This window comes from Celeribacter litoreus (genome assembly GCF_020165855.1).
In the GTDB taxonomy this organism is placed as follows: Bacteria; Pseudomonadota; Alphaproteobacteria; order Rhodobacterales; family Rhodobacteraceae; genus Celeribacter; species Celeribacter litoreus.
In genome coordinates this window covers 640360-660282 of sequence record NZ_JAIUFY010000005.1, presented here as the reverse complement: position 1 = coordinate 660282, position 19923 = coordinate 640360, and the positions used below count along the sequence as shown (strand labels likewise).

The 19923-nt window shown below is 59.2% G+C and carries 24 protein-coding genes and 1 tRNA gene; 12 read left to right on the top strand and 13 right to left on the bottom strand.

Annotated features, from left to right (window positions below):
- Positions 1 to 71: 71 nt before the first annotated feature.
- Positions 72 to 539 carry a MarR family winged helix-turn-helix transcriptional regulator gene (locus LA304_RS05235; RefSeq protein WP_224502066.1) on the bottom strand — a complete coding sequence of 156 codons (468 nt, stop codon included), beginning with the start codon at positions 537 to 539 and terminating at the stop codon, positions 72 to 74.
- Positions 540 to 711: 172 nt separating this feature from the next.
- Here LA304_RS05235 and LA304_RS05230 point away from each other — a divergent pair, with 172 nt between their 5' ends.
- The 8 genes from LA304_RS05230 to LA304_RS05195 all read left to right on the top strand — a co-directional run bounded on the left by LA304_RS05230 (position 712) and on the right by LA304_RS05195 (position 8076).
- Positions 712 to 1761 (top strand): TRAP transporter substrate-binding protein, encoded by a 1050-nt coding sequence (locus tag LA304_RS05230; protein WP_224502065.1) that lies wholly within the window; start codon positions 712 to 714, stop codon positions 1759 to 1761.
- 87 nt (positions 1762 to 1848) lie between these two features.
- The gene (locus LA304_RS05225; RefSeq protein ID WP_224502064.1) at positions 1849 to 2346 is read left to right on the top strand and encodes a TRAP transporter small permease; all 498 of its coding nucleotides are present in this window, start codon (positions 1849 to 1851) and stop codon (positions 2344 to 2346) included.
- Positions 2339 to 3730 carry a TRAP transporter large permease gene (locus LA304_RS05220; protein WP_224502063.1) on the top strand — a complete coding sequence of 464 codons (1392 nt, stop codon included), beginning with the start codon at positions 2339 to 2341 and terminating at the stop codon, positions 3728 to 3730. Before LA304_RS05225 ends, LA304_RS05220 begins: the two co-directional genes overlap by 8 nt.
- Positions 3731 to 3750: 20 nt before the next feature.
- Positions 3751 to 4971, top strand: coding sequence for a 3-hydroxybenzoate 6-monooxygenase (locus tag LA304_RS05215; protein WP_224502062.1), 1221 nt, complete (start codon positions 3751 to 3753; stop codon positions 4969 to 4971).
- Positions 4972 to 5006: 35 nt separating this feature from the next.
- Positions 5007 to 5705 (top strand): fumarylacetoacetate hydrolase family protein, encoded by a 699-nt coding sequence (locus tag LA304_RS05210; RefSeq protein WP_224502061.1) that lies wholly within the window; start codon positions 5007 to 5009, stop codon positions 5703 to 5705.
- Positions 5706 to 5708: 3 nt separating this feature from the next.
- Complete coding sequence (gene maiA, locus LA304_RS05205; protein ID WP_224502060.1) at positions 5709 to 6356, top strand: maleylacetoacetate isomerase; 648 nt, start codon at positions 5709 to 5711, stop codon at positions 6354 to 6356.
- Between the two features lie 59 nt (positions 6357 to 6415).
- Positions 6416 to 7522: a cupin domain-containing protein gene (locus LA304_RS05200; RefSeq protein ID WP_224502059.1), complete on the top strand. Its 1107-nt coding sequence runs from the start codon at positions 6416 to 6418 to the stop codon at positions 7520 to 7522.
- Positions 7522 to 8076 (top strand): maleylpyruvate isomerase N-terminal domain-containing protein, encoded by a 555-nt coding sequence (locus LA304_RS05195; protein ID WP_224502058.1) that lies wholly within the window; start codon positions 7522 to 7524, stop codon positions 8074 to 8076. Before LA304_RS05200 ends, LA304_RS05195 begins: the two co-directional genes overlap by 1 nt.
- 30 nt (positions 8077 to 8106) lie before the next feature.
- Here the strand turns inward: LA304_RS05195 and LA304_RS05190 are convergent, their stop codons facing one another.
- Positions 8107 to 9225 (bottom strand): cytochrome-c peroxidase, encoded by a 1119-nt coding sequence (locus tag LA304_RS05190; RefSeq protein ID WP_224502057.1) that lies wholly within the window; start codon positions 9223 to 9225, stop codon positions 8107 to 8109.
- 128 nt (positions 9226 to 9353) lie between these two features.
- Positions 9354 to 10790: a UbiA family prenyltransferase gene (locus LA304_RS05185; RefSeq protein ID WP_224502056.1), complete on the bottom strand. Its 1437-nt coding sequence runs from the start codon at positions 10788 to 10790 to the stop codon at positions 9354 to 9356.
- Between the two features lie 203 nt (positions 10791 to 10993).
- On the opposite strand from LA304_RS05185, the gene LA304_RS05180 reads away from it, so the two are divergent.
- Positions 10994 to 11067, top strand: a tRNA-Gly gene (locus LA304_RS05180).
- A gap of 125 nt (positions 11068 to 11192) precedes the next feature.
- Here LA304_RS05180 and LA304_RS05175 read toward each other — a convergent pair.
- The 7 genes from LA304_RS05175 to LA304_RS05145 all read right to left on the bottom strand — a co-directional run bounded on the left by LA304_RS05175 (position 11193) and on the right by LA304_RS05145 (position 15652).
- Positions 11193 to 11399, bottom strand: coding sequence for a YgaP family membrane protein (locus LA304_RS05175; RefSeq protein ID WP_224502055.1), 207 nt, complete (start codon positions 11397 to 11399; stop codon positions 11193 to 11195).
- Positions 11400 to 11483: 84 nt separating this feature from the next.
- Positions 11484 to 11894, bottom strand: coding sequence for a PaaI family thioesterase (locus LA304_RS05170; RefSeq protein WP_224502054.1), 411 nt, complete (start codon positions 11892 to 11894; stop codon positions 11484 to 11486).
- Complete coding sequence (locus tag LA304_RS05165; protein ID WP_224502053.1) at positions 11894 to 12556, bottom strand: SOS response-associated peptidase; 663 nt, start codon at positions 12554 to 12556, stop codon at positions 11894 to 11896. Before LA304_RS05165 ends, LA304_RS05170 begins: the two co-directional genes overlap by 1 nt.
- 131 nt (positions 12557 to 12687) lie before the next feature.
- A complete protein-coding gene (locus tag LA304_RS05160) occupies positions 12688 to 13089 on the bottom strand; it encodes a hypothetical protein (RefSeq protein ID WP_224502052.1) in 402 nt (133 codons plus the stop codon).
- Between the two features lie 158 nt (positions 13090 to 13247).
- Positions 13248 to 13553: a DnaJ family domain-containing protein gene (locus LA304_RS05155; RefSeq protein WP_224502051.1), complete on the bottom strand. Its 306-nt coding sequence runs from the start codon at positions 13551 to 13553 to the stop codon at positions 13248 to 13250.
- Complete coding sequence (locus LA304_RS05150; RefSeq protein WP_224502480.1) at positions 13554 to 14015, bottom strand: GFA family protein; 462 nt, start codon at positions 14013 to 14015, stop codon at positions 13554 to 13556. It abuts the gene before it with no gap.
- Between the two features lie 74 nt (positions 14016 to 14089).
- On the bottom strand, positions 14090 to 15652 hold the full coding sequence (locus tag LA304_RS05145; protein ID WP_224502050.1) for a bifunctional metallophosphatase/5'-nucleotidase: 1563 nt from the start codon (positions 15650 to 15652) through the stop codon (positions 14090 to 14092).
- 313 nt (positions 15653 to 15965) lie between these two features.
- On the opposite strand from LA304_RS05145, the gene LA304_RS05140 reads away from it, so the two are divergent.
- From LA304_RS05140 to LA304_RS05130, 3 genes are read left to right on the top strand one after another with little or no spacing between them, the layout of a single operon-like run.
- A complete protein-coding gene (locus LA304_RS05140) occupies positions 15966 to 16184 on the top strand; it encodes a hypothetical protein (RefSeq protein WP_224502049.1) in 219 nt (72 codons plus the stop codon).
- Between the two features lie 53 nt (positions 16185 to 16237).
- The gene (locus tag LA304_RS05135) at positions 16238 to 16573 is read left to right on the top strand and encodes a DUF952 domain-containing protein (RefSeq protein ID WP_224502048.1); all 336 of its coding nucleotides are present in this window, start codon (positions 16238 to 16240) and stop codon (positions 16571 to 16573) included.
- A complete protein-coding gene (locus tag LA304_RS05130; protein ID WP_224502047.1) occupies positions 16573 to 17646 on the top strand; it encodes a quinone-dependent dihydroorotate dehydrogenase in 1074 nt (357 codons plus the stop codon). Before LA304_RS05135 ends, LA304_RS05130 begins: the two co-directional genes overlap by 1 nt.
- A 4-nt stretch (positions 17647 to 17650) precedes the next feature.
- On the opposite strand, the gene LA304_RS05125 is transcribed toward LA304_RS05130, so the two are convergent.
- Genes LA304_RS05125 through LA304_RS05115 form a run of 3 tightly spaced genes read right to left on the bottom strand, consistent with a single transcriptional unit; the run spans position 17651 to position 19906 of the window.
- Positions 17651 to 18973 (bottom strand): MATE family efflux transporter, encoded by a 1323-nt coding sequence (locus tag LA304_RS05125; protein ID WP_224502046.1) that lies wholly within the window; start codon positions 18971 to 18973, stop codon positions 17651 to 17653.
- Position 18974: 1 nt separating this feature from the next.
- Positions 18975 to 19472 (bottom strand): PaaI family thioesterase, encoded by a 498-nt coding sequence (locus LA304_RS05120; protein ID WP_224502045.1) that lies wholly within the window; start codon positions 19470 to 19472, stop codon positions 18975 to 18977.
- Entirely contained in the window at positions 19469 to 19906 is a 438-nt protein-coding gene (locus tag LA304_RS05115) for a PaaI family thioesterase (RefSeq protein WP_224502044.1), read from the bottom strand. The genes LA304_RS05120 and LA304_RS05115 overlap by 4 nt, the downstream gene beginning before the upstream one ends.
- Positions 19907 to 19923: the final 17 nt, after the last annotated feature.

Below are 19923 nucleotides of genomic sequence, written 5' to 3'. Positions count from 1 at the left end.
TACGGACAAGTCGCGCGAAAGCTAGGGAAAATCAGCTCCGAAAGCGGATCAATAGGCGAGACCGCCAGCCTTCACTCTTTCAGGATAAGCGGTGCGCGCGAGAGCGTATTTCCGACTTCCGCAGCTTTCGCTGCGAGGCGTAGGAATTCTTTCTGCTCGTCAGAATCAAGGCCGGACAGGATTTCGCCCTGAAACTGACGCACGAGCGGGGCGAGTTCATCGAGCACGCTTTCACCCGTCGCCGTAAGTGTGACCGTCTTCGCGCGACGATCCTGTTCGCTGACCCGTCGTTCGACGTAGCCTTTTCCTTCCAGACGATCGACCACTCCGCCGATGGTCGCGCGGTCGTAAGCGATCATTCCCGCCAACCGCGCCTGATCGATGCCGGGGTTGGCTCGAATCGCATTCATGGCCGCAAATTGCACTGAGGTGATCGAATAGCCTGCCGCTTTCGTGCGCTCCTGAAAGACCGACAGCGAAATCTGGTTGAGGCGTCGGATCAGGTGGCCGGCCATGTTATGTATTTCTAGTTTCGCCATTTTTCCCTCACGTGCACGCTCCCACCATGCGCGCAAACTTTGCCCTATTGGCAAGGTTTCATGAGGTGCGTCAATAATAAGTATGCTTACCAGATTGACATAGATCAATAGTAAGCATACTCATTATGAGGCGCAACGGGAGTGCGCCCATGACATAAGAGGAGGAGCTCACATGTTCTTTAAACCGAATTTCACACGCGCCAAGCTGCTCGGCACCATTGCTGCCGCATCCATCGTTTCCGCCACATCCGCATTTGCTCAGGACGTCACGCTGATCATGCACCACTTCCTGCCGCCGGTCGCGAACGCGCATAAAGTGATGCTTGAGCCATGGGCCGAAAAAGTGATGGCCGACAGCGACGGCCGCATCGACGTCCAGATTTATCCGGCCATGTCCATGGGTGGCAAACCCGGCGAGCTTTACAGCCAAGCGCGCGACGGTACCGCTGACATCGTGTGGACCCTGCTTGGCTACACCCCCGGCGTTTTCCCGCGGACCGAAGTTTTTGAGCTGCCGAGCGTCCACAAAGGCTCCGCAACGGACACAACGATCGCTCTCAACGCATCGCTCGACATGCTCGCGGAAGATTTCAAGGACATCCACATCCTCTTTCTGCATTCCAATGACGGCAACCTGATCCATTCCGGCAACAAAGAGGTCACGACCTTTGAAGACCTAGCTGGCATGAAGCTCCGCACACCGTCCCGCACTGGCGCATGGCTCATCGAGAGCCTCGGCGCTGAGCCGGTAAGCCTCCCTGTTCCCGCCGTTCCGGAAGCTATGGCCAAGGGCGTGATCGACGGCGCGATGACCACCTACGAAATCGTGCCCGCGCTCAAACTTCAGGAACTCGACAAATTCACCGCAGAACTTCCGGACGGTGACCGCTTCGGCACCGCTGTCTTCATGCTTGCCATGAACAAAGACGTCTACGAAGACATGCCGGATGACCTGAAAGCCGTCATAGACGCGAACTCGACCGTTAATGTGTCCGCCGAAATCGGCGCCATGTGGGAAGCCTTCGAAGACGGCGGCATCAACGCGCTCGACGGCGCCGGTGTGACGCGTCACGTCTTCTCCGCCGAAGAAGCCGCGAAATTCGAGGCCGTCAGCGAAGAAGTTGTCGCCCGCTGGGTCGGTGAGGTGACGGAAAAAGGCATCGATGGTGCCGGCCTTGTCGAGAAAGCCCGCGCGGCCGTCGCCGCCGCACACGGCGGGTAATCTCACAGGATACTCCCACGGTGGCGGAGACCGCTCCGCCACCGAAATATAAGAACCCCCTAACGCACCCAAACCGGGAGGCATGCTATGCACGCTCATGTGACGCGCTTGGCAGACGTATTCGCTATGCTTGGAGGCGCGATCCTCTTTGTCATCGTGATGGTCACCACCACCAACACCGGCGCTTTCATTCTCGATCGTATTGTTGGCCTGTTCGGCCTCAACGTCTCTGGCCTCCCCGGCTATGAAGATTTCGTTCAGCTCGCCATTTCCGGCGCGGCCCTCATGTTCTTCCCTTACACGCAGGCCTCGCGCGGCCACGTTGCCGTCGATCTGTTCGTGGCAAACGCACCGATGCCGGTCAAACGTGTGCTTGATCACATGTGGCTGACCCTGACTGCGGCGATTGCCCTGTTCCTCGCCTATTGGATGTTCCACGGAATGCTCGAGTCCCGTTCTGATGCCGCAGAAGCCGGTGTCCTCGGCTGGCCCATCTGGCCCTTCTACCTCCCCGGCATCGCGTCCATGGTCCTCTGGGCCGTGGTCTCCGTCAGCCAGATTTTCGGAGACACGCGCTATGCTTGATCCCATCACAATCGGGGTGATCGGCCTCGTTGTTCTCTTCCTGCTTCTAATGCTGCGCATGCCTGTCGGCATCGCGATGATCCTCGTCGGCATCGGCGGCACCTACGCTCTGTCTTTGGCACTGCCCTATGTGCGGTTCGTGCCCTACCTGCGCCAGTTCAAATCGCTCCTTTGGGAGAACGTCGCGAACTATGACCTCTCGGTCGTTCCGCTCTTCGTTCTCATGGGTTACATCGCCGCCGAAGCCCGCCTGTCGTCGGACCTCTTCAAAGGCCTTGAAGCCCTCCTCTCGCGCTTGCGCGGCGGGGTGGCGATGGCAGCGATCGCGGCCTGTGGCGGCTTCGGCGCGGTCTGCGGTTCGTCCCTCGCGACAGCAGCGACCATGGGCAAAGTGGCTCTGCCGGAACTCAAAAAACTCGGCTATGCAGACCGTCTCTCTGCAGGTGCACTCGCAGCAGGTGGCACGCTCGGCATCCTGATCCCGCCGTCGGTTGCGCTCGTGATCTACGCGATCATCGTTGAGGGCTCGATCCTCAAGATGTTCCAGGCCGCTGTGATCCCCGGCCTGCTCGCCGTCTTGTCCTTCATCCTCGTGATTGCCGTTCTGGTGCGCATCAACCCGAGCCTCGCCCCGGAACCGCGTCCGATGCCGCGTGAAGAACGCAACATCGCGCTCAAACGTCTATTCCCGGTGATCGTGATCTTCGGCGCGATCATCCTCGGCCTTGGCTTCGGTCTCTTCACGCCGACCCCTGCCGCGTCCATCGGCGTGTTCCTCATCGGTGCCTACGGTTTCGCGCTGCGCGCCATGACCGGCGAAGGTCTCAACATGGCCGGCTTGCGCCGTGCGTTGCAGGCGACTGCGATCACCTCCGGTATGATCTACCTGATCCTGTTCGGCGCAGAGGTGCTCAAGGGCTTCTTCACCCGCTCCGGTCTCCCGCAGGCCCTCTCTGAGTGGGCCGCGACCTCCGGCATGGATCCGATGCTCGTCCTGATTATCATGCTCATCGCCTTCGTGATCCTCGGCTGTTTCATGGAGAGCCTCGCGATGATCCTTGTTGTGGTGCCGTTCTTCTGGCCGACGCTGATCGCGCTCAATGGCGGCGACTACGTGACGGCAGACGCCGCAGCCTTCGGGATGAACAACGAAGACCTGAAAATCTGGTTCGGCATTCTCGCGCTGATCGTGGTCGAACTCGGGCTGATTACACCGCCCGTTGGCCTCAACGTGTTCATCATTTCCTCGCTCGCCAAAGACACGCCCATGTCGACGGTCTTTCGCGGTGTCATGCCCTTCCTCGGCTCCGAGGTCATCCGTGTGGGCCTCATCCTCATGATCCCCGCACTCACACTCACCATTCCACGCCTCATTGGCGGCTGAGACTGAAAAAGGAGACTACCATGTCTGATCTTCCCATCATCATCGCCGGTGGCGGCATTGGCGGCCTCGCCGCAGCCTGTGGCCTCGCCCGCAAAGGTCATCGCTCCATCGTCGTCGAACAGGCCCCGGCCCTCGGTGAAATCGGCGCAGGCATCCAGATCGGCCCGAACGCCTTTCACTGCTTCGACTATCTGGGCGTCGGCGACGAAGCCCGCGAGAAAGCTGTCTACATCGACAAGCTGCGTCTCATGGATGCGCAAACCGCCGAGGACATCACCTCCATCCCGCTCGATGAACCGTTCCGTGAGCGTTTCAAGAACCCGTACGCAGTTGTGCACCGCGCCGATCTGCATGGTGTTCTGCTGAAGTACTGCGAGGACAGCCCGCTCGTCGATATCCGCACCTCCCATGTTGTGGAAGGCTATGAGCAGGACGGCACATCCGTGACGCTCAAGGTTAAAGACCGCGATCCGATCAAAGGCTCCTTCCTGATTGGCGCCGAGGGCCTGCGTTCCCCGATCCGTGGCCAGATGATTGGCGACGGCGAGCCGCGCATTTCCGGCCACACCACCTACCGCTCCGTCATCCCGACCGAGCAAATGCCGGAAGACCTCCGCTGGAACGCGGCGACGCTCTGGGCCGGCCCGAAGTGTCACATCGTCCACTACCCGCTCAAAGGCTGGAAGGTCTTCAACCTCGTCGTGACCTACCACCGCGACGTGAAGGAAGCGATTGCCGGTCGTCCAGTGTCCAAAGAGGAAGTCGCGCAAGGCTTCGAGCACATCCACCCGAAAGCCCGTCAGGTCATCGAACATGGCTCTGACTGGAAACTCTGGGTGCTCTGCGACCGTGATCCGATCTCCAACTGGGTCGACAACCGCGTGGCGCTTTTGGGCGATGCCGCCCACCCGATGCTGCAATACTTTGCGCAGGGTGCGTGTATGGCCATGGAAGACGCCGTCGCCCTGTCGCACTGCATCGAACACTACGGCGAGAATGTCGAGCGCGCGCTACAAATCTATCAGGAAATGCGCAAGGTCCGCACCGCCCGCGTTCAGATGAACTCCCGGCTCATCGGCGAATACATCTACCACCCGGACGACGCGAAAGCCGCTGTGCGCAACCACGTGATGTCCAACATGTCTCAGGACGAATGGTACGACCAACTGTCCTGGCTCTACGGCTCCACAGGTCTCGACGACACGACCGTGAATGCCGCGCTCAAAACCGCCGCTGAATAACTCCTCCTCAAGAAACGCAAAAAAGGACAAACCCTATGGCATATGTCTTCCCCCCTGCTCCGCAGGCCACTGTCGCCGTCGATGGCACGGATGATCGCCTCCCGGTGCGCCGCATCTTCTGTGTCGGTCGCAACTACGCCGCTCACGCCCGTGAAATGGGCAAGGATCCGGATCGTGATCCGCCGTTCTTCTTCACCAAACCGGCAGATGCCGTGGTCGAAACCGGTGAAACCGTCGCCTACCCGCCGCAGACCGAAAACTTCCACTACGAGGCCGAACTCGTCGCCGTAATCGGCAAAGCGGGTAAGAACATCGCGGAAGAGGACAGCCTCTCCCACGTGTGGGGCTACGCCGTCGGCAATGACCTCACCCGCCGCGATCTGCAGCTCGTTGCCCGCGAACAGGGCCGTCCGTGGGACTGGGGCAAGGCATTCGACCGCTCCGCCGTGATCGGTCCGGTGTTCCCCGTCGAGAAAGTCGGCCATCCGGACAAAGGCTCCATCAAACTCACCGTGAATGGTGAAGTGAAACAGGACGCTGATCTGGCGGAACTCATCTGGTCCGTGCCGGAAGTCATCTCGATCCTGTCCCACTCCATCGCGCTCGAACCGGGCGACCTGATCATGACCGGCACGCCTGCTGGCGTTGGTGCGATGGTGCCGGGCGATGTCTGCGTCGTGTCCATCGAAGGTCTCGGCTCCATCGAGACCCCGATCGGTCCGCGTGAGGCCTGATCCATGACCATGAAGTTGCACAACTTCTTCCGGTCCTCGACCTCAACGCGGCTGCGTGCCGCGTTGAACCTCAAGGGGTTGGACTACGACTACGTGCCTTACGTTCTACGTGATGGGGAAACTCGGACGCCGGAGTATCTCGCGAAGAACCCGCAGGGCCTCGTTCCCACGCTTGAGAAAGAAGACGGAAGCTTTCTGACGCAATCTCTCGCCATCATGGAATGGCTGGAGGAGACCCATCCGGAACCGGCCCTCTTGCCTGCGGATCCCGATGGCCGCGCCCGCGTGCGTGGGCTGTCCTACATGATCGCCTGCGAAATCCATCCGCTCAACAACCTGCGCGTTTTGTTCCGCATTCGCGATCAGTTCGGCGCGGACGAAGAGGCGCAAAAAGAGTGGTTCACCCATTGGGTCACAATCACCTTCGACGCCCTAGAAGCGGAGCTTTCCACGTCGAAAGACACCGGCATCTACTGTCACGGCGACACGCCGACCATGGCCGACTGCTGTCTCTATGCGCAGGTGTGGAACAACAAACGCTTTGCCGTTGCCCTCGACGCATGGCCCACGATTTCGCGCATCTACGCGGAACTCGACAAATTGCCCGCCTTCACCAAAGCGGCCCCGCCCAATCAGCCCGACGCAGCCTGACGCGTCCAATCCAGACGGGCGCAGCGTGACGCGCCCCGACTTTACGGAGGAGAATACCGATGTTGACCGACGAGCGTAGCCACGAGAGCGTGGAACACGGCATGCAGCCCGAGGACACCCCGGAACTGCGCGAGCTCTATAAAGGGTTCGAAGAGAACAACCTGCTGCCGCTCTGGACGCAGCTTGGCGATCTGATGCCGATGACGCCGAAATCGAAAGCCGTGCCGCACGTTTGGCGCTGGTCCGATCTGCTGCCGCTCGCGGAAAAATCGGGTGAGCTGGTGCCTGTCGGTCGTGGCGGGGAACGCCGCGCGATCGGCCTCGCGAACCCGGGCCTCGGCGGCAACGCCTATGTCACCCCGACGCTCTGGGCCGCCATCCAATATCTCTGCCCGGGTGAGAACGCACCGGAACACCGTCACTCTCAAAACGCGTTCCGTTTTGTGGTTGAGGGCGAAGGCGTCTGGACCGTTGTGAACGGTGATCCCGTCCGCATGTCGCGCGGGGATCTCTTGCTCACGCCGGGTTGGAACTTCCACGGTCACCACAACATCGCGAACGAGCCGATGGCATGGATCGACGGTCTCGACATTCCGTTCAGCCAGCAGATGGATGTGGGCTTCTTCGAGTTCGGTGCAGACCGCGTGACCGACAACGCAACGCCGGACTATTCCCGTGGTGAGCGGCTCTGGTGCCATCCGGGTCTGCGTCCCCTGTCGCAGCTCCAGAACACGGTCTCCTCGCCCATCGGGGCCTACCGTTGGGAATTCACAGACCGCGCATTGACCGAGCAGCTTTTGCTCGAGGACGAGGGCCAGCCCGCAACCGTCGAACAGGGCCACGCCGCCATCCGCTATGTGAACCCGACCACCGGCGGCGACGTGATGCCCACAATCCGCTGCGAATTCCACCGCCTGCGTGCAGGCACCCAAACCGCGACCCGCAATGAGGTCGGCTCCACTGTGTTCCAAGTGTTCGAGGGCAAAGGCGCGGTTGTGTTGAACGGCGTCGAGCACAAGCTCGAAAAAGGCGACATGTTCGTCGTGCCGAGCTGGGTCCCGTGGTCCCTGCAAGCCGAGACACAGTTCGATCTGTTCCGCTTCTCGGACGCGCCGATCATGGAACGTCTGGGCTTTATGCGCACGATGATCGAGGGGCAGGAGTAATGTCCCTCACAGAGACGGATATTGCCGCCCAAGAGGCGCTCAAGGCCCGTCTAGGCAAGGGGGCGCGGTTCGACGCCCCCAACGCGCCTGCTGAGGACCTGCTCCTCGCGCGGCGGGGCACGGCCTTTTTTGCGCGAAAGCTCATGGAGCTGTCGGATGAGGCGCTCTTTGAACCGTCTGCCATCACCGGTCTAACCCGCGCGCATATTCTCGCACGGGTGTGCTACGAAGCACGGTATCAGGCGCTCGCGCTCGAGGCTTTGGATAAGGGCGAAACGCTCGAAATTCCGGAGGAACTCCCGTCTCTGGAACTGGCGGCAACCCTTCCGGCGCGGGCACTGCGATCCCTTTTCCAGCATTCCGAAGTGCACCTGAACGTCTGTTGGCGCGATCTCTCTGAGGAAAAGTGGGACGCGGAGATCACCCTCGTGGACGGCACGAAAACCACGCCACGCGCGCTTCCCATGATGCGTGCGAAAGGCATCTGGCAAGGTGCACTCGATCTAGGCTGCGGCGCACGGATGGCCGATCTGCCGCCAAGCCTGCGTCACTAAACCCTCCCCCGCGCCATCGGCGCGGCGGGATTATTCCTCGAGCAGATGCTCGTAGCGCGCGTCTGTCAGCGTTTTCATGAACGCGACGAGCGCATCAACTTCGCGGTCTTCCAACGCGGGACCGGTCGTCAATTCTTCCATCGACAAGTTTTCCGGCACTTCCGGCGCGGCAAAAGGCTCTTCCGTTTCAGGGTTGATCTTCCGCGCCTCGGATTTCGTGTTGTAGGTGTTGTAGAAGAGCACAACGGTCCGCAGATCCTCAAACACACCGTTGTGCATATAGGGACCGGTCACGGCGATGTTGCGAAGCGTGGGCACCTTGTGACGTCCAGACAGGTGCGGCTGTTTGTTGACCCCGCCGAGTCCGCGGTCTTTCTCCAAAACGCCATTCAGCGCCCGAAGGTCCGTATTTTCCGGCACGCCGATATTGTGGAATTCATAGTTCGTAAACACCTCGCCCTCTGACGCCGGGCGCGGATTCAGTTGGTGGCAGATGTTGCAGTTGGTGAACTGCTGCGAAAAGAACAGCGTCTCTCCGAGCATTTCCTCGCGCGAGAGTTCCGCCTCACCCCGCAAGTAACGATCATATTTGCTGTCGAACGGCGCAAACTCATCGGTGCGCTCAAACGCTGCAATGGCACGCGTCATCGCGGAATAGGCTGCGTCCGTGTCGTCAAACACGTCCGCTCCGAACAGGGACGTCATCGCCGCGACGTAATCCGGATTTTCCTCCAGACGCGCCACAACCGCGGCGGCGTCGGGCATTGCCATTTCAATGGGGTTAAGCGGAGGACCACCTGCCTGTTCTTCGAGCGTCGCAGCGCGGCCATCGTGGAACTGACCACCGGCAAAGACGCCTTCCGCGATCTCGCTGAATTCTGGCGAGAACATCGCATACATCGCCGTCGGCGCGTTGCGGTCGCCAATTGACTCCCCGTCGTCCCCGATGGACGCAAAGCCACCGCGAGCATCCGTAAACGCGCGCTCCGGATCATGGCAGGTCGCGCAGGCCTGCGTGCGGTTCTTCGACAGGTTGGTGTCGAAAAACAGGGCCTCGCCTAGGGCTTCGAGTGACGTAATCTCATCGGCTGCGAGCGGCGCAGCAAGCAGCGTGGCGGCGAGAGCGAGGCTAAGAGCTTTGAACGGCATGATGGCTTTCGATCTTTCGGTGTCTCTGCTCGGGGTTTCTCCACGGCAGGGCGACATTTATCCGAGCTTTTCACTCAGAAAATTGACCCGTGTCAAGTCGGGCGCACACTGCTGCGACCACGGCGCGCTTAAATCAGCACCCCACCGAGAATAAAGCCGACCACCAAGAGACCACAGATACGCGAAATCCTGTCTTTCACCGCAAAGATGATCGGATCGTCATGCATTTCGCCACGGTGGGTCTTCATCACGATCCAACTCACCCAGAACAACAGGACGAGGCAAATCCCCCAGAGGATTTCGGGGTTCGGATACATCAGAACGACCTGATCGGAGTTCATGTAGAGCGCGAGCACGAGAACAGAAATATAGCCGGCTCCAATCGCCATTTGCGAAATGATCGCGAGGTCTTCGACGTGATACCCGCGCCCCGTTGGTCCCAATTTGCCCTCTTTCATGTTGTCCACAAGCTCCGCCTGACGTTTCACGGCCGCGAGCGCAAAGAACAGGAAGATCGAGAAAGCCAATAGCCACATCGACAGAGGGATTGCCGCGGCGACCCCGCCAGCGACAATCCGCATCGTGTAGAGCCCTGCGAGAACGCAGATGTCGATCACCATGCGGCGCTTGAAATAAAAGGAATACGCAGTCGTCATGGCGTAGTAGCTCAGAAGGACGAAGAGAAAGGCCGGTCCTGCCAGCAGTGACAGTATCAAACCGCCCCCGAACAACCCGGCCGCGAGGAATGACCCGTGCGCAATTGGCAGACTACCCGCGGCGAAGGGGCGCTTGCACTTGCGCGGGTGTGCACGGTCGGCTGACAGGTCGAGTAGATCGTTAAGAACATAGACCGACGAGGCGACAAGCGAGAACGCAACAAAAGCCAGCAGTGACACCGCGACGGTCGCCAAGGTGAATTGTTGGGCGAGCATCATCGGCAGAAACACCAGAATATTCTTCAGCCACTGATGCGGGCGCAGAGCCTTCAAATATGGCGCATACTCACGTTGTGAGGAGCCGAGGTGCTCGACCGGCACACCAAGCGTCGCGGCTTTTTCCCGAAGGGCCTCGGGCGCATTCACCGTGACGGCGCTCAAACCTCTCGGCCAAACCGCGAGATCGGCTTCATGGTCGCCCATGTAGACGAACCCTCCCTCCCCGTAGGTCTCCACGAGGAAAGCGGCCTTTTTGTCGCCTTTGAGGTTGCGCTGCCCATCCGATCCATAGACCGCGTCGAACACACCGAGATGCGCGGCGATCCTGTCCGCGATGTCCTGATCCGTTGCCGTAACGAGCGCGACTTGCCCGCCCTCCGCACGATGGTTGGCGATGTAGGCGAGAACCTCCGCATTATAGGGAAGCGTCTCCACATCGACCGGCGCGCTCTGGGCCAGAGCGCGTTTGAGGGCGGCTTTTCCGTCAGCAAGCGCCGTTACAGCCCGCAGAGCCGAGCGCCAATTCTGGGAGGCCGCGCTCCAGAAGCTTTCATACAACATGTCAGACTTCAAAAGCGTACCGTCGAGGTCAACGGCCAGAATCGCGGAAGTTTTCTCAGGTTCGCTCACGTCGCGTCCCTTCACCTGTGTTTGGAAAGCCTGTCGGGCTCACTCTGCATATGGGTCACAAACTCGCTTTGAAGAACAGAAAGCGCAAGACCTATGGGAGCAAAGCAGGTGCGCATGAAAAAGACGGGGCAAATCCGCCACTAAGATGTGCTTCGGCGTCTTGACGCCCCCCAGAGCATCGCCTACATACGGTGCTCACGAGCGCGGGCGTTGTGTAGTGGTAAGACCTTAGCCTTCCAAGCTAATGACGCGGGTTCGATTCCCGCCGCCCGCTCCAAATCTTTCTGACATCAGAGATTTTTGATCGAACGCCTCTCTTGTGGCGCGCTTAGTCGATTTTCGGTCATCAAGACGAAAACGGGGCCCCGAAGGACCCCGCATCACTCAAGCTTTCGCCTGCGCTCACTTCTCAAATGCACAGCCGGCCGGAACGCCGAGTTTGGCCATGACCTTTGCAGCCGGACACCAGCCGGTGAAAGACGACTGGATCATGTTGGCACCGATGAACACGGTGAACCACATGAAGGCGGGGTGAACGAATTGGGTGAGCAGCACGCTGATGAGAACCATCGTGCCTGCGAAGCGGAACATAGCGCGGTCAAGTGTCATGGTGGACTCCAAGAGATGTGTTTGACAGACATATATCAAACCTCTCCGCCTCATTCAAGATAATGAATATGTTTGTTTGTCGAATTATCGAGACCGCATTTTGAACGCGCCTGACGCGGTGGCGATGAGTTCGCCCGTCTCGTCCGTAATTTTACCTTCGGCAAAAAAGGTCTTGGCCCCGCCGCCGACCCGCTTTCCTTCCGCGATCAGAGTTTTTCCTTTTGGACGAGAGAGATAGTTCACCGTCAGGGTCAAAGTCAGGTTGTTTTGCCGGACCTCGGGATCCCCCGTAAAGGCCCCCGAATACCCCATCGCCGTATCGAGAAGCATCGCATAAATGCCGCCATGCGGAATGCCGTGCCGGTTGAGGTGCTGTGGTCCGATAGGCAACTCCAAACGCGCTTCGCCCTCGACCCAATACGTAAAAATGAGGCCGATATGCTCGGAGGCCCCCGCCATTTTCTCCCACGTGTGCGCGTTCAAATCCGCGGTCATCAGTCGATCTCCTCGATCAGATCGGGGCCTTGCGCCCGATTGGAGTTCACAGCGGTTCCGACCCTGTGAAACGTCAATGTCTCATCTGCCGCTGCCGTCATCAGGCGCGCGGCTCCGCGACCTTCTTCACCGAGCCATTTTGCCCAGTTCTCGGCCTGTAGGATCACCGGAATCCGGTGATGGATTTCCGCCATATGCCCCGTTGCCTCGGTCGTGACAATGGCACAGCTCGAAATCCTGTCCTCACTAGCCCCCCACTCTTGCCAAATGCCTGCAAAGACCATCGGGCCCTCGTCAGCGGGCTGAATGAACCACGGGAGTTTATCCCCACCCTCGGGCCGAAACCATTCATAGAACCCGTCTGCGGGTATGAGACAGCGTCGCTGACGGCAAGCCTCACGGAAAGCCGGCTTTTCGGCGATCGTCTCCGCGCGTGCATTAATCAGGAGCGGCCCGTCCGTCGGTGTCTTGTACCAACGAGGCACAAAGCCCCAGCGCATTGGCACAAGCCTGCGGCCATTGTCTTCCCGAAAGACCACATGTATTTGCGTCGTCGGGCAGACGTTGTAATTCGGGATATCAGGTAAATTGTTGGCTGGCGCGGCCTCAAAAAGGCGCGCCATCGCATCCGAGGCGTGAGTTATCGCAAATCGTCCACACATGGCACACAGTTTAAACGCTCAGACAGCGGGGACCAGCGCTGATCGTGCGTGTGGGCCATTCACGAGGGGATGACAGGTCGCACTCGCGATACACCGGCGGAATGGCTTTGCGTCCTTGTCTCCTCACATCGTTACTTGCGGATCGCCACCCAGTTTCCCTCGCAATTATTGATTCCGTCAAAGCTCCCCTCGAGACGATCCCCGACCAGTCGCCCCGTGAGATGTCCCTGTGGCTGCTGCTGATAAATGAATTCAGCTTGCAAAAAGAGGTCGTCGAAAACACGTCCTGAGACCTGATAGGACGCGCCGTAAGGATTGCTGGCTTCTCCGGAAACGACGCCGTTCATGATCACCAACCCGCCGTAGCCGTCAGAACACTCCTGGCCAACTGGACCATCGACATTTCGTGAGTGATAGGACCCGAGCCATTCGCCATCAAGCGGCGTCGGCTGCCCCACGGGTTCGTTGGACACACATGCAGTGACCACAAACAAAAGCGGCGCCACGCGACCCACAAATTTCATCAGTTCCATGATAACCCCTCCTCCCCAGAAACGGTCTTATTATGTTAAAGATTGAAAAACAGGAGGGGCCATGACCTGCGTCATTGCATCGCTTGCGCCGACCATTTCTGGTGCGCACATTCTGGCTCAACTCTTCCGACGTGGCACGATGAGGGTGACGGACGGGGTTAGCGATGCGCTTTTCGCGCGATGTCGATCTTTGCTTCCATCATCGACATTTCTTTCATGATCTTGTGGCGCTCGGTCCTATCACCAGTATCGCGCAGCTCCGCGCGGAGCTTTTCTAGCTCACGTGTCAGGGAGACGAATTCCGGCACACCGCCGTTTTCCTTAATCACCCGATTGAGCAGCGCATTTTCCGGATCGTTCTCGTGCGGGAGCGGTTTGCCTGCGCCGGACAGGTTTTCGAACTCCCCGTTGCGCTCGGCTTCCGCGATCTTCTGGTTGATCAGGTCAATGAGGGGGTGGTCCATTTACGCGCCCCTTGCTGCTTTGAACCGTGCAAGGCTCTGCTCGGACCAAACCTCTTTCGGCTTGTAAAACGCCTCGAACACTTGCGCGCCTTCCGGCAATACGACCCACGGCAGTTTGGTCGTCGTGAAAATGTGGACATCGGGCACGATCTCTGCGCGTTCTTCCAAAGTCCCGCAACGCACGAAAGCAAACGCATCCCCAGACCCCGCATAATGCGACCAGAGCGCAACCTTACACGACGGACATCTGGCAATCGTTTGACCGTGGCCCGAGTTGGAAGGCGTCACCACCATTTCCGGCTCCCCCTTCGTGACCTTAACGACCGAGGTCTCCACATAGGCGTTGAGCGCAAAGGCAGAGCCCGTTTCCCGCTGACACCAGGTGCAGTGACAGCAGTGCACGATCATCGGATCGGCCGTGACCTCGAATTCCACCTCTGAACATGTGCAGCGTCCGTGGATCATTTCTCTGCCCTCCCAAGCAAAAAGCCCCCGCATGATCGCGAGGGCTTTCCAATTTGTCTATATCCTACCGCTTATTTCACGGTGATACGGCCATCGGTGTAAGGCTGATAAGGCGCGTTCTCGATCATGTACTCTGCGAGCACGTCTGCGAGGTCCGGACCGAAGTCATACACGTTCATCGCATCGACGAACATTTTGTAACCGTCGCCGCCGTTGCGGACGTAGTTGTTGGACACAACGCCGTAGACCTTGTCCATCTCGATCGGTGCGCCGCCGACCATCACGTCGGAGATGCGGGATCCGGCCTCTGCGGACGGATCGACGGTGAAGGACATACCAGCCACCTGCGGGAAGCGGCCTGCGCCCTCTTCCATCTGGGACACACCGTTTTCAAGCGCGGACACCATGGTTTCGCCGGTCACTTCAAAGGTTGCGAGCGTGTTCTGGAACGGCAGAACCGTGAGAACGTCGCCCATAGTCACCATGCCGCCCGGGATGGACGCGCGCACACCGCCACCGTTCTGGATAGCGATCTCTACGCCTTGATCCTTCACACGGTCGAGCATTGCGTCAGCCACGAGAGTGCCCATCTGACATTCCACAGCGCGGCAGGTGTCACGGGAGCCGTCAATATCAGCCGCGGTTTCAGCGACGATTTTCGCCTTCATCTCCGCAATCGGCCCAGCGAGCTCGGCCACGCGCGCTTTGATTTCGGCATCTTCTTCGACAGACGCGTCGAGCAGGATGGTATCGCCGGTGGCGGCCGTCACATTGCCCTCGTCGTCAAAGGTCAGCTCAAGATGACCGACATATTTTGAATACGCATAGGCCTGAACCACCGGAACACCCCCCACCATAGTCGGGTAGGCATAGGCGCCTTCTTCGGTGTTCGAGAACTTCGTATGGGAGTGACCGCCCACGACCGCATCGAGACCGGACACCTTCTCAGCGATATCCATGTCTTTGGTGACACCAACGTGGTTCAGTGCGATAATTTTCGTCACGCCTGCCTCGGTCAGCATATCCACATCGTGTTGCAGGTTTTCGATCTCGTCAGAAAAGATCACCGCAGCAGACGGGCTGGACGTTTCGACGGTGTCCGTCGCCAGGGCAGAAACGATGCCGATTTTTTCGCCGCCCACTTCGAGGATGACGTGATCCTGAAGCTTACCAGCCAGAATGTTGGACTGGGACACATCGAGGTTGCCGGAAAGGACCGGGAACTTGGCACCATCGAGCAGTTTCAGAAGACCTTCATCACCATCGTCGAACTCGTGGTTCCCAACGGCCATGGCGTCAAAGCCGATCTTGTTCATGAACTCGATTTCCACGTCACCCTTGTAGGTCGTGTACATAAGAGAGCCCTGATACTGGTCGCCAGCGTCGAGCACAATGACGTTTTCGCCATCAAGTTCCCCACGCAACTGATTAATCATGGTTGCAACGCGTGCGACCCCACCGAAGCATTTGCCCTCGGCATTGTCCTCTTCGCCGCAGGTGGAGTCGTACTTGCTAATCGGTTCGATCCGGCTGTGCAGATCATTTATGTGAATAATATGCAGAGTGTATTCGGCATGGGCCGCGCCAGCCAGAAGAGCCATAGCGGCGGACGTGGAAAGAACTTTTCTGAGCATGAAGTGCCCCCTGTTGAAACATTTACTGACCTGAGCCTGACGTTTCTTGATCAATGAGTCAAAGCCTGTCAGCGGATAGGCGCTACATCCGTAGCGTAAAGTTTTTGCGTCGCTGAAATCACAGGCAGGCGAATTCGATGAATTTCGGGCATCACCGCGCTTCAAAACGCATGTTCTCTCACTTGGTCACGTGCCTGCTTTCACCCTGAAATGCACATCACCTTGCACAAGCGGACACAGACTTGAACCTTCCACAGAACCGCATTTTTCCTCATACTTTCGAAAAAGCACACCGTCTTCAAGGACACCCCGCATGACTGCCACACCCCGCAAACCGAGCCGGATTAGACTGTCTGTCTTCGTCTTTCTCGCTGTCTACCCGCTTGTGACCGCCCTCCTCTACCTGTCCCTTCCGCTCACACCGGACTGGCCGATTTGGCAGAGAAACCTCGTCATCGTTCCGATGATCGTCCTGTCGATGGTTTTTCTGATTATCCCGACGATCCACAAACGCTGCCACCGCTGGCTTTGAGCGCGTAAAACTGCCCCATTGACCCCGCATCGGAATAGGGGCATCTCAGCTACATGCTGATTTACAAGATTTTCCGCGCGCCTGAATGGGCTGCACTGCAAGAAGCAGGTCAAACTGACGGGGCTCCCGTCGATCTGGCCGACGGTTACATCCATTTCTCGACCGGTGAGCAGGCCGCTGAAACGGCGGCGAAATGGTTCGCGCAGGAGGATGGTCTCTATCTGCTCGCTCTGGAGAGCGAGACACTCGGCCCGGAGCTGAAATGGGAGCCGTCGCGCGGCGGACAACTCTTCCCCCATCTCTACCGCACCCTGACGATGGACGACATCGAGTGGGCCAAACCGCTTCCCCTCGGCCCGAACGGCCATGAATTTCCGGAGGACCTCTGATGTCGCTTTTTGAACAGCTCGGCATGATCGCCCTGCGTCGGTTCGATCCGGAGAAATCCCACCACCTTGCCCTGACGGCATTGCGCGCCGGTCTCGCAAGCCTGCCGGGGCCTGTCACCTCACCGCGTCTGAAAACGACCTTTGCCGGCATCGATATGCCCAACCCCGTCGGCCTCGCAGCAGGGTTCGACAAAAACGCGGAAGCCATCCCGCAGCTCTCGCGCGCGGGCTTCGGCTTCATCGAAGTCGGTGCCGTGACCCCGCGCCCGCAGCCGGGCAACCCGAAACCGCGTCTCTTCCGCCTCACCGAAGATCGTGCGGTGATCAACCGCTTTGGCTTCAACAATGACGGGATGGAAGAGGCCTGCAACCGCCTCGCGCGCTGCCGACACTCGAACCACCGCACCGAAATTCCGATCGGTCTGAACCTAGGCGCGAATAAAGATAGCGAAGATCGTGCGGCTGACTTCGCGAAGGTCTTGGCGCACTGCGGCAATTTCATTGATTTCGCCACCGTGAACGTCTCTAGCCCGAACACCGAAAAGCTCCGCGACCTGCAGGGGCCGGAAGCGCTCGAGGCGCTGCTCGCAGGTGTGCTCGATGCACGCAAGGGTCTGGATCACAATGTACCTGTCCTCTTGAAAATCGCGCCCGATTTGTCGGAGACCGAGATCCAAGAGATTGCAGAAGTCGCGCGCAAATCCGGCATTGACGGCGTCATCGCCACCAACACCACCCTGTCGCGTGATGGTTTGAAATCTTCACATAAAGCGGAGGCTGGCGGCCTATCAGGGCGCCCGTTGTTCGAAAAGTCCACTCGCGTGCTCGCGCAACTGTCACGCGGTTTGGGCGACGAAGTGCCTCTGGTGGGCGTTGGCGGAATTTCCTCCGCGCTCGACGCCTACACGAAAATCTGCGCCGGTGCGTCGATTGTGCAAATCTATTCCGCGATGGTGTATCAGGGCCTTTCACTCGCCCCGCGCATCGCGCGCGGCCTCGATGACTTGCTCGAAAAGGACGGGTTTGAGAGCGTCTCGGAAGCTGTCGGGACAAAGCGCAGCGACTGGCTCTAAGGTCTCAGGTCGTCTCGACAGACGCCTCCAACGCCGGGTATTTCCACAAGAGGCTGGCGCAGCGCGCGACGTAGCTGATCAACATCGCGGCCCAGAGGCCATGGTTGCCGAAGATCGGGATCAGTGTGAGCACCGCAACACTGTAGACGGCGACCGTGACGAACATCATGTTGCGCATGTCTCGCGTCCGCGTCGCACCGATGAAGATGCCGTCGAGCATATAGGCTCCGAAAGCCATGAGCGGGGTCACGGCCATCCACGGCAGGTAGCTTCGCGCCTCAGCACGCACATCGACAGCGGTCGTCATCACATCGATGCCCCACCCACCGAAAGCTGCGAAGACAAGCGTCATGAACACGGCGGCGATGCCCCCCCAGAGAGATGCCAAAAGAGCCCCCCGACGGAACGCGCTACGAGACCGTGCACCGAGAGCGTGTCCGACGATGGCCTCAGCAGCAAAGGCGAACCCGTCCAACGCATAGGCCGTGATCTCGACAAACTGCATAAGGATCTGGTTCGCCGCGAGTGTCAAATCGTCAAATCCCGCACTCAGGAAAGTAAATGACACAATAATCACCAAGAGCAGGACCGAACGGATCAGGATATCTGTGTTGACCTTCGCCATATGGATGAGACGCACCCGATCAAAAACGCAGTGCCATGCGCGCCACTCCGGTGTCCGGAGGATGTCGCGACAAAGCCAAAAGCCCAGCGCAGCACCACTCGTCTCTGCAAGAACGGTCGCGAGAGCAACGCCCTGAACACCCCAACCAAGTCCGATGACAAACCAGAGATCGAGGAGAATGTTCAGCCCGTTCATCCAGAGTTGAAGCACCAGAACGCCGCGCGTGCGCTCCTGTGCGATGAGCCATCCCGTGATGCCAAAGAGTGCAATCGCGAAGGGAGCTGACCAAATCCGGATTGCGATGTAGCCACGGGCGAGGCTTTCAACTTCCTGCGTGGCCGGAGAAATTTGAAACGCGGCCCACAAGAGCGGCATTTGCAACATGATGAGGATCACGCCGCTGGTGAGCCCGATCATTAAGGCTCGGGTCAAGAGCGCGGCGACCTCGCCGTCATCTCGTGCCCCGCGCGCCTGTGACACGAGGCCAGTTGTTCCCATCCGCAAAAAGCTGAAAACCCAATAAAACGAGGCGAGGATAATAGCCCCAATCCCGACGGCTCCGATCGGCGCAGCGGCTCCCATTTGCCCGACAACGCCCGTATCGACCGCACCCAAAATCGGAACGGTCGCATTGGACAGGACAATCGGAAGCGCGATTTTGAGCACGCGCCGATGGCTCAGAGCGACGGGAAGCGTCTCCATCTCAGGTGTCCGAGGCCCCGTCCGGCATCAAGAAATGGCCGGTCGCCTGCACGATCGGCCGCGCGCGGTTGTCTTGCCATGCCTCGACCTGGACGGATGCATAACGGCGACCGGCGCGGGTAATCTCGGCACGCGCATAGGCGTCGCGCGGCAGGCCGGACCGAAGATAGTCGATCGTCAGATCAATGGTTTTCGGGAACTTCGGCAGAACGCCCGTGGTCTCACCGGACTCGATCTTTGGCCACACCAGCGTCCATGACAGGGAAATCAACGCCGTCACTTCCAAAAACGCAGCGAGCGCCCCGCCGTGAAGTGCGGGCAATGCGGGGTTTCCGATAAGGTCGGGGCGGTAAGGCATCACAGCCGTCAGTTCGTCACCTCGACGTTCGAATTCAAACCCCATGAAAGAGATGTAGGGAACACGCGCGACCAGTTCGGAAAGCGCAGCATCACGGCGTTCTTTGACGACTTGGACAGGCTCAGGTGCACGACGGTTCATTTCGAGCCTCTCTCAACAGCAAACGCCCCTGACGCCGCAGCAACGGGCACGTCAGACGACCCGTCATGCGCCGACACCCGCACGAAGGCAACGGAACGGGTCATATGATAACAAATCGCATGGGCCGTAATCGTCGCGCCCGGTTTGGCCGCGCGCATGTAATCTATCCGCAGATCGAGCGTCGCGGTCGCGTAGCCCGCTTCAGGATGGCTCATCACCGCCGCACCGGCGCAGGTGTCCATGAGTGCAGACACGGCCCCTCCATGGATCACGCCCGTATCGGGATCGCCAATCAGCTTTTCCGCATATGGCATCGCGATCTCCGCTTCGCCTTGCCCGATGCTCTGAAGGGCCATTCCCAAAGCCTGACAATGTGGCAAAGTCTCGACAAAGGTGCGGGCGCGTTCGGTTTTATTTTCCAAGTCCGCGGTCATACAGGGCCTCTCTGGGG

What these genes read in the sequence shown, in the direction of transcription:
- LA304_RS05215 (WP_224502062.1), top strand. Translation starts at nt 3,751, where the DNA reads ATGTCTGATCTTCCCATCATCATCGCCGGTGGCGGCATTGGCGGCCTC.
- LA304_RS05175 (WP_224502055.1), bottom strand. Translation starts at nt 11,399, where the DNA reads ATGACACTTGACCGCGCTATGTTCCGCTTCGCAGGCACGATGGTTCTC.
- LA304_RS05225 (WP_224502064.1), top strand. Translation starts at nt 1,849, where the DNA reads ATGCACGCTCATGTGACGCGCTTGGCAGACGTATTCGCTATGCTTGGA.
- LA304_RS05130 (WP_224502047.1), top strand. Translation starts at nt 16,573, where the DNA reads ATGTCGCTTTTTGAACAGCTCGGCATGATCGCCCTGCGTCGGTTCGAT.
- LA304_RS05160 (WP_224502052.1), bottom strand. Translation starts at nt 13,089, where the DNA reads ATGGAACTGATGAAATTTGTGGGTCGCGTGGCGCCGCTTTTGTTTGTG.
- LA304_RS05115 (WP_224502044.1), bottom strand. Translation starts at nt 19,906, where the DNA reads ATGACCGCGGACTTGGAAAATAAAACCGAACGCGCCCGCACCTTTGTC.
- LA304_RS05190 (WP_224502057.1), bottom strand. Translation starts at nt 9,225, where the DNA reads ATGCCGTTCAAAGCTCTTAGCCTCGCTCTCGCCGCCACGCTGCTTGCT.
- LA304_RS05170 (WP_224502054.1), bottom strand. Translation starts at nt 11,894, where the DNA reads ATGACCGCGGATTTGAACGCGCACACGTGGGAGAAAATGGCGGGGGCC.
- LA304_RS05145 (WP_224502050.1), bottom strand. Translation starts at nt 15,652, where the DNA reads ATGCTCAGAAAAGTTCTTTCCACGTCCGCCGCTATGGCTCTTCTGGCT.
- LA304_RS05230 (WP_224502065.1), top strand. Translation starts at nt 712, where the DNA reads ATGTTCTTTAAACCGAATTTCACACGCGCCAAGCTGCTCGGCACCATT.
- maiA (WP_224502060.1), top strand. Translation starts at nt 5,709, where the DNA reads ATGACCATGAAGTTGCACAACTTCTTCCGGTCCTCGACCTCAACGCGG.
- LA304_RS05155 (WP_224502051.1), bottom strand. Translation starts at nt 13,553, where the DNA reads ATGGACCACCCCCTCATTGACCTGATCAACCAGAAGATCGCGGAAGCC.
- LA304_RS05220 (WP_224502063.1), top strand. Translation starts at nt 2,339, where the DNA reads ATGCTTGATCCCATCACAATCGGGGTGATCGGCCTCGTTGTTCTCTTC.
- LA304_RS05135 (WP_224502048.1), top strand. Translation starts at nt 16,238, where the DNA reads ATGCTGATTTACAAGATTTTCCGCGCGCCTGAATGGGCTGCACTGCAA.
- LA304_RS05195 (WP_224502058.1), top strand. Translation starts at nt 7,522, where the DNA reads ATGTCCCTCACAGAGACGGATATTGCCGCCCAAGAGGCGCTCAAGGCC.
- LA304_RS05125 (WP_224502046.1), bottom strand. Translation starts at nt 18,973, where the DNA reads ATGGAGACGCTTCCCGTCGCTCTGAGCCATCGGCGCGTGCTCAAAATC.
- LA304_RS05235 (WP_224502066.1), bottom strand. Translation starts at nt 539, where the DNA reads ATGGCGAAACTAGAAATACATAACATGGCCGGCCACCTGATCCGACGC.
- LA304_RS05165 (WP_224502053.1), bottom strand. Translation starts at nt 12,556, where the DNA reads ATGTGTGGACGATTTGCGATAACTCACGCCTCGGATGCGATGGCGCGC.
- LA304_RS05120 (WP_224502045.1), bottom strand. Translation starts at nt 19,472, where the DNA reads ATGAACCGTCGTGCACCTGAGCCTGTCCAAGTCGTCAAAGAACGCCGT.
- LA304_RS05140 (WP_224502049.1), top strand. Translation starts at nt 15,966, where the DNA reads ATGACTGCCACACCCCGCAAACCGAGCCGGATTAGACTGTCTGTCTTC.
- LA304_RS05200 (WP_224502059.1), top strand. Translation starts at nt 6,416, where the DNA reads ATGTTGACCGACGAGCGTAGCCACGAGAGCGTGGAACACGGCATGCAG.
- LA304_RS05210 (WP_224502061.1), top strand. Translation starts at nt 5,007, where the DNA reads ATGGCATATGTCTTCCCCCCTGCTCCGCAGGCCACTGTCGCCGTCGAT.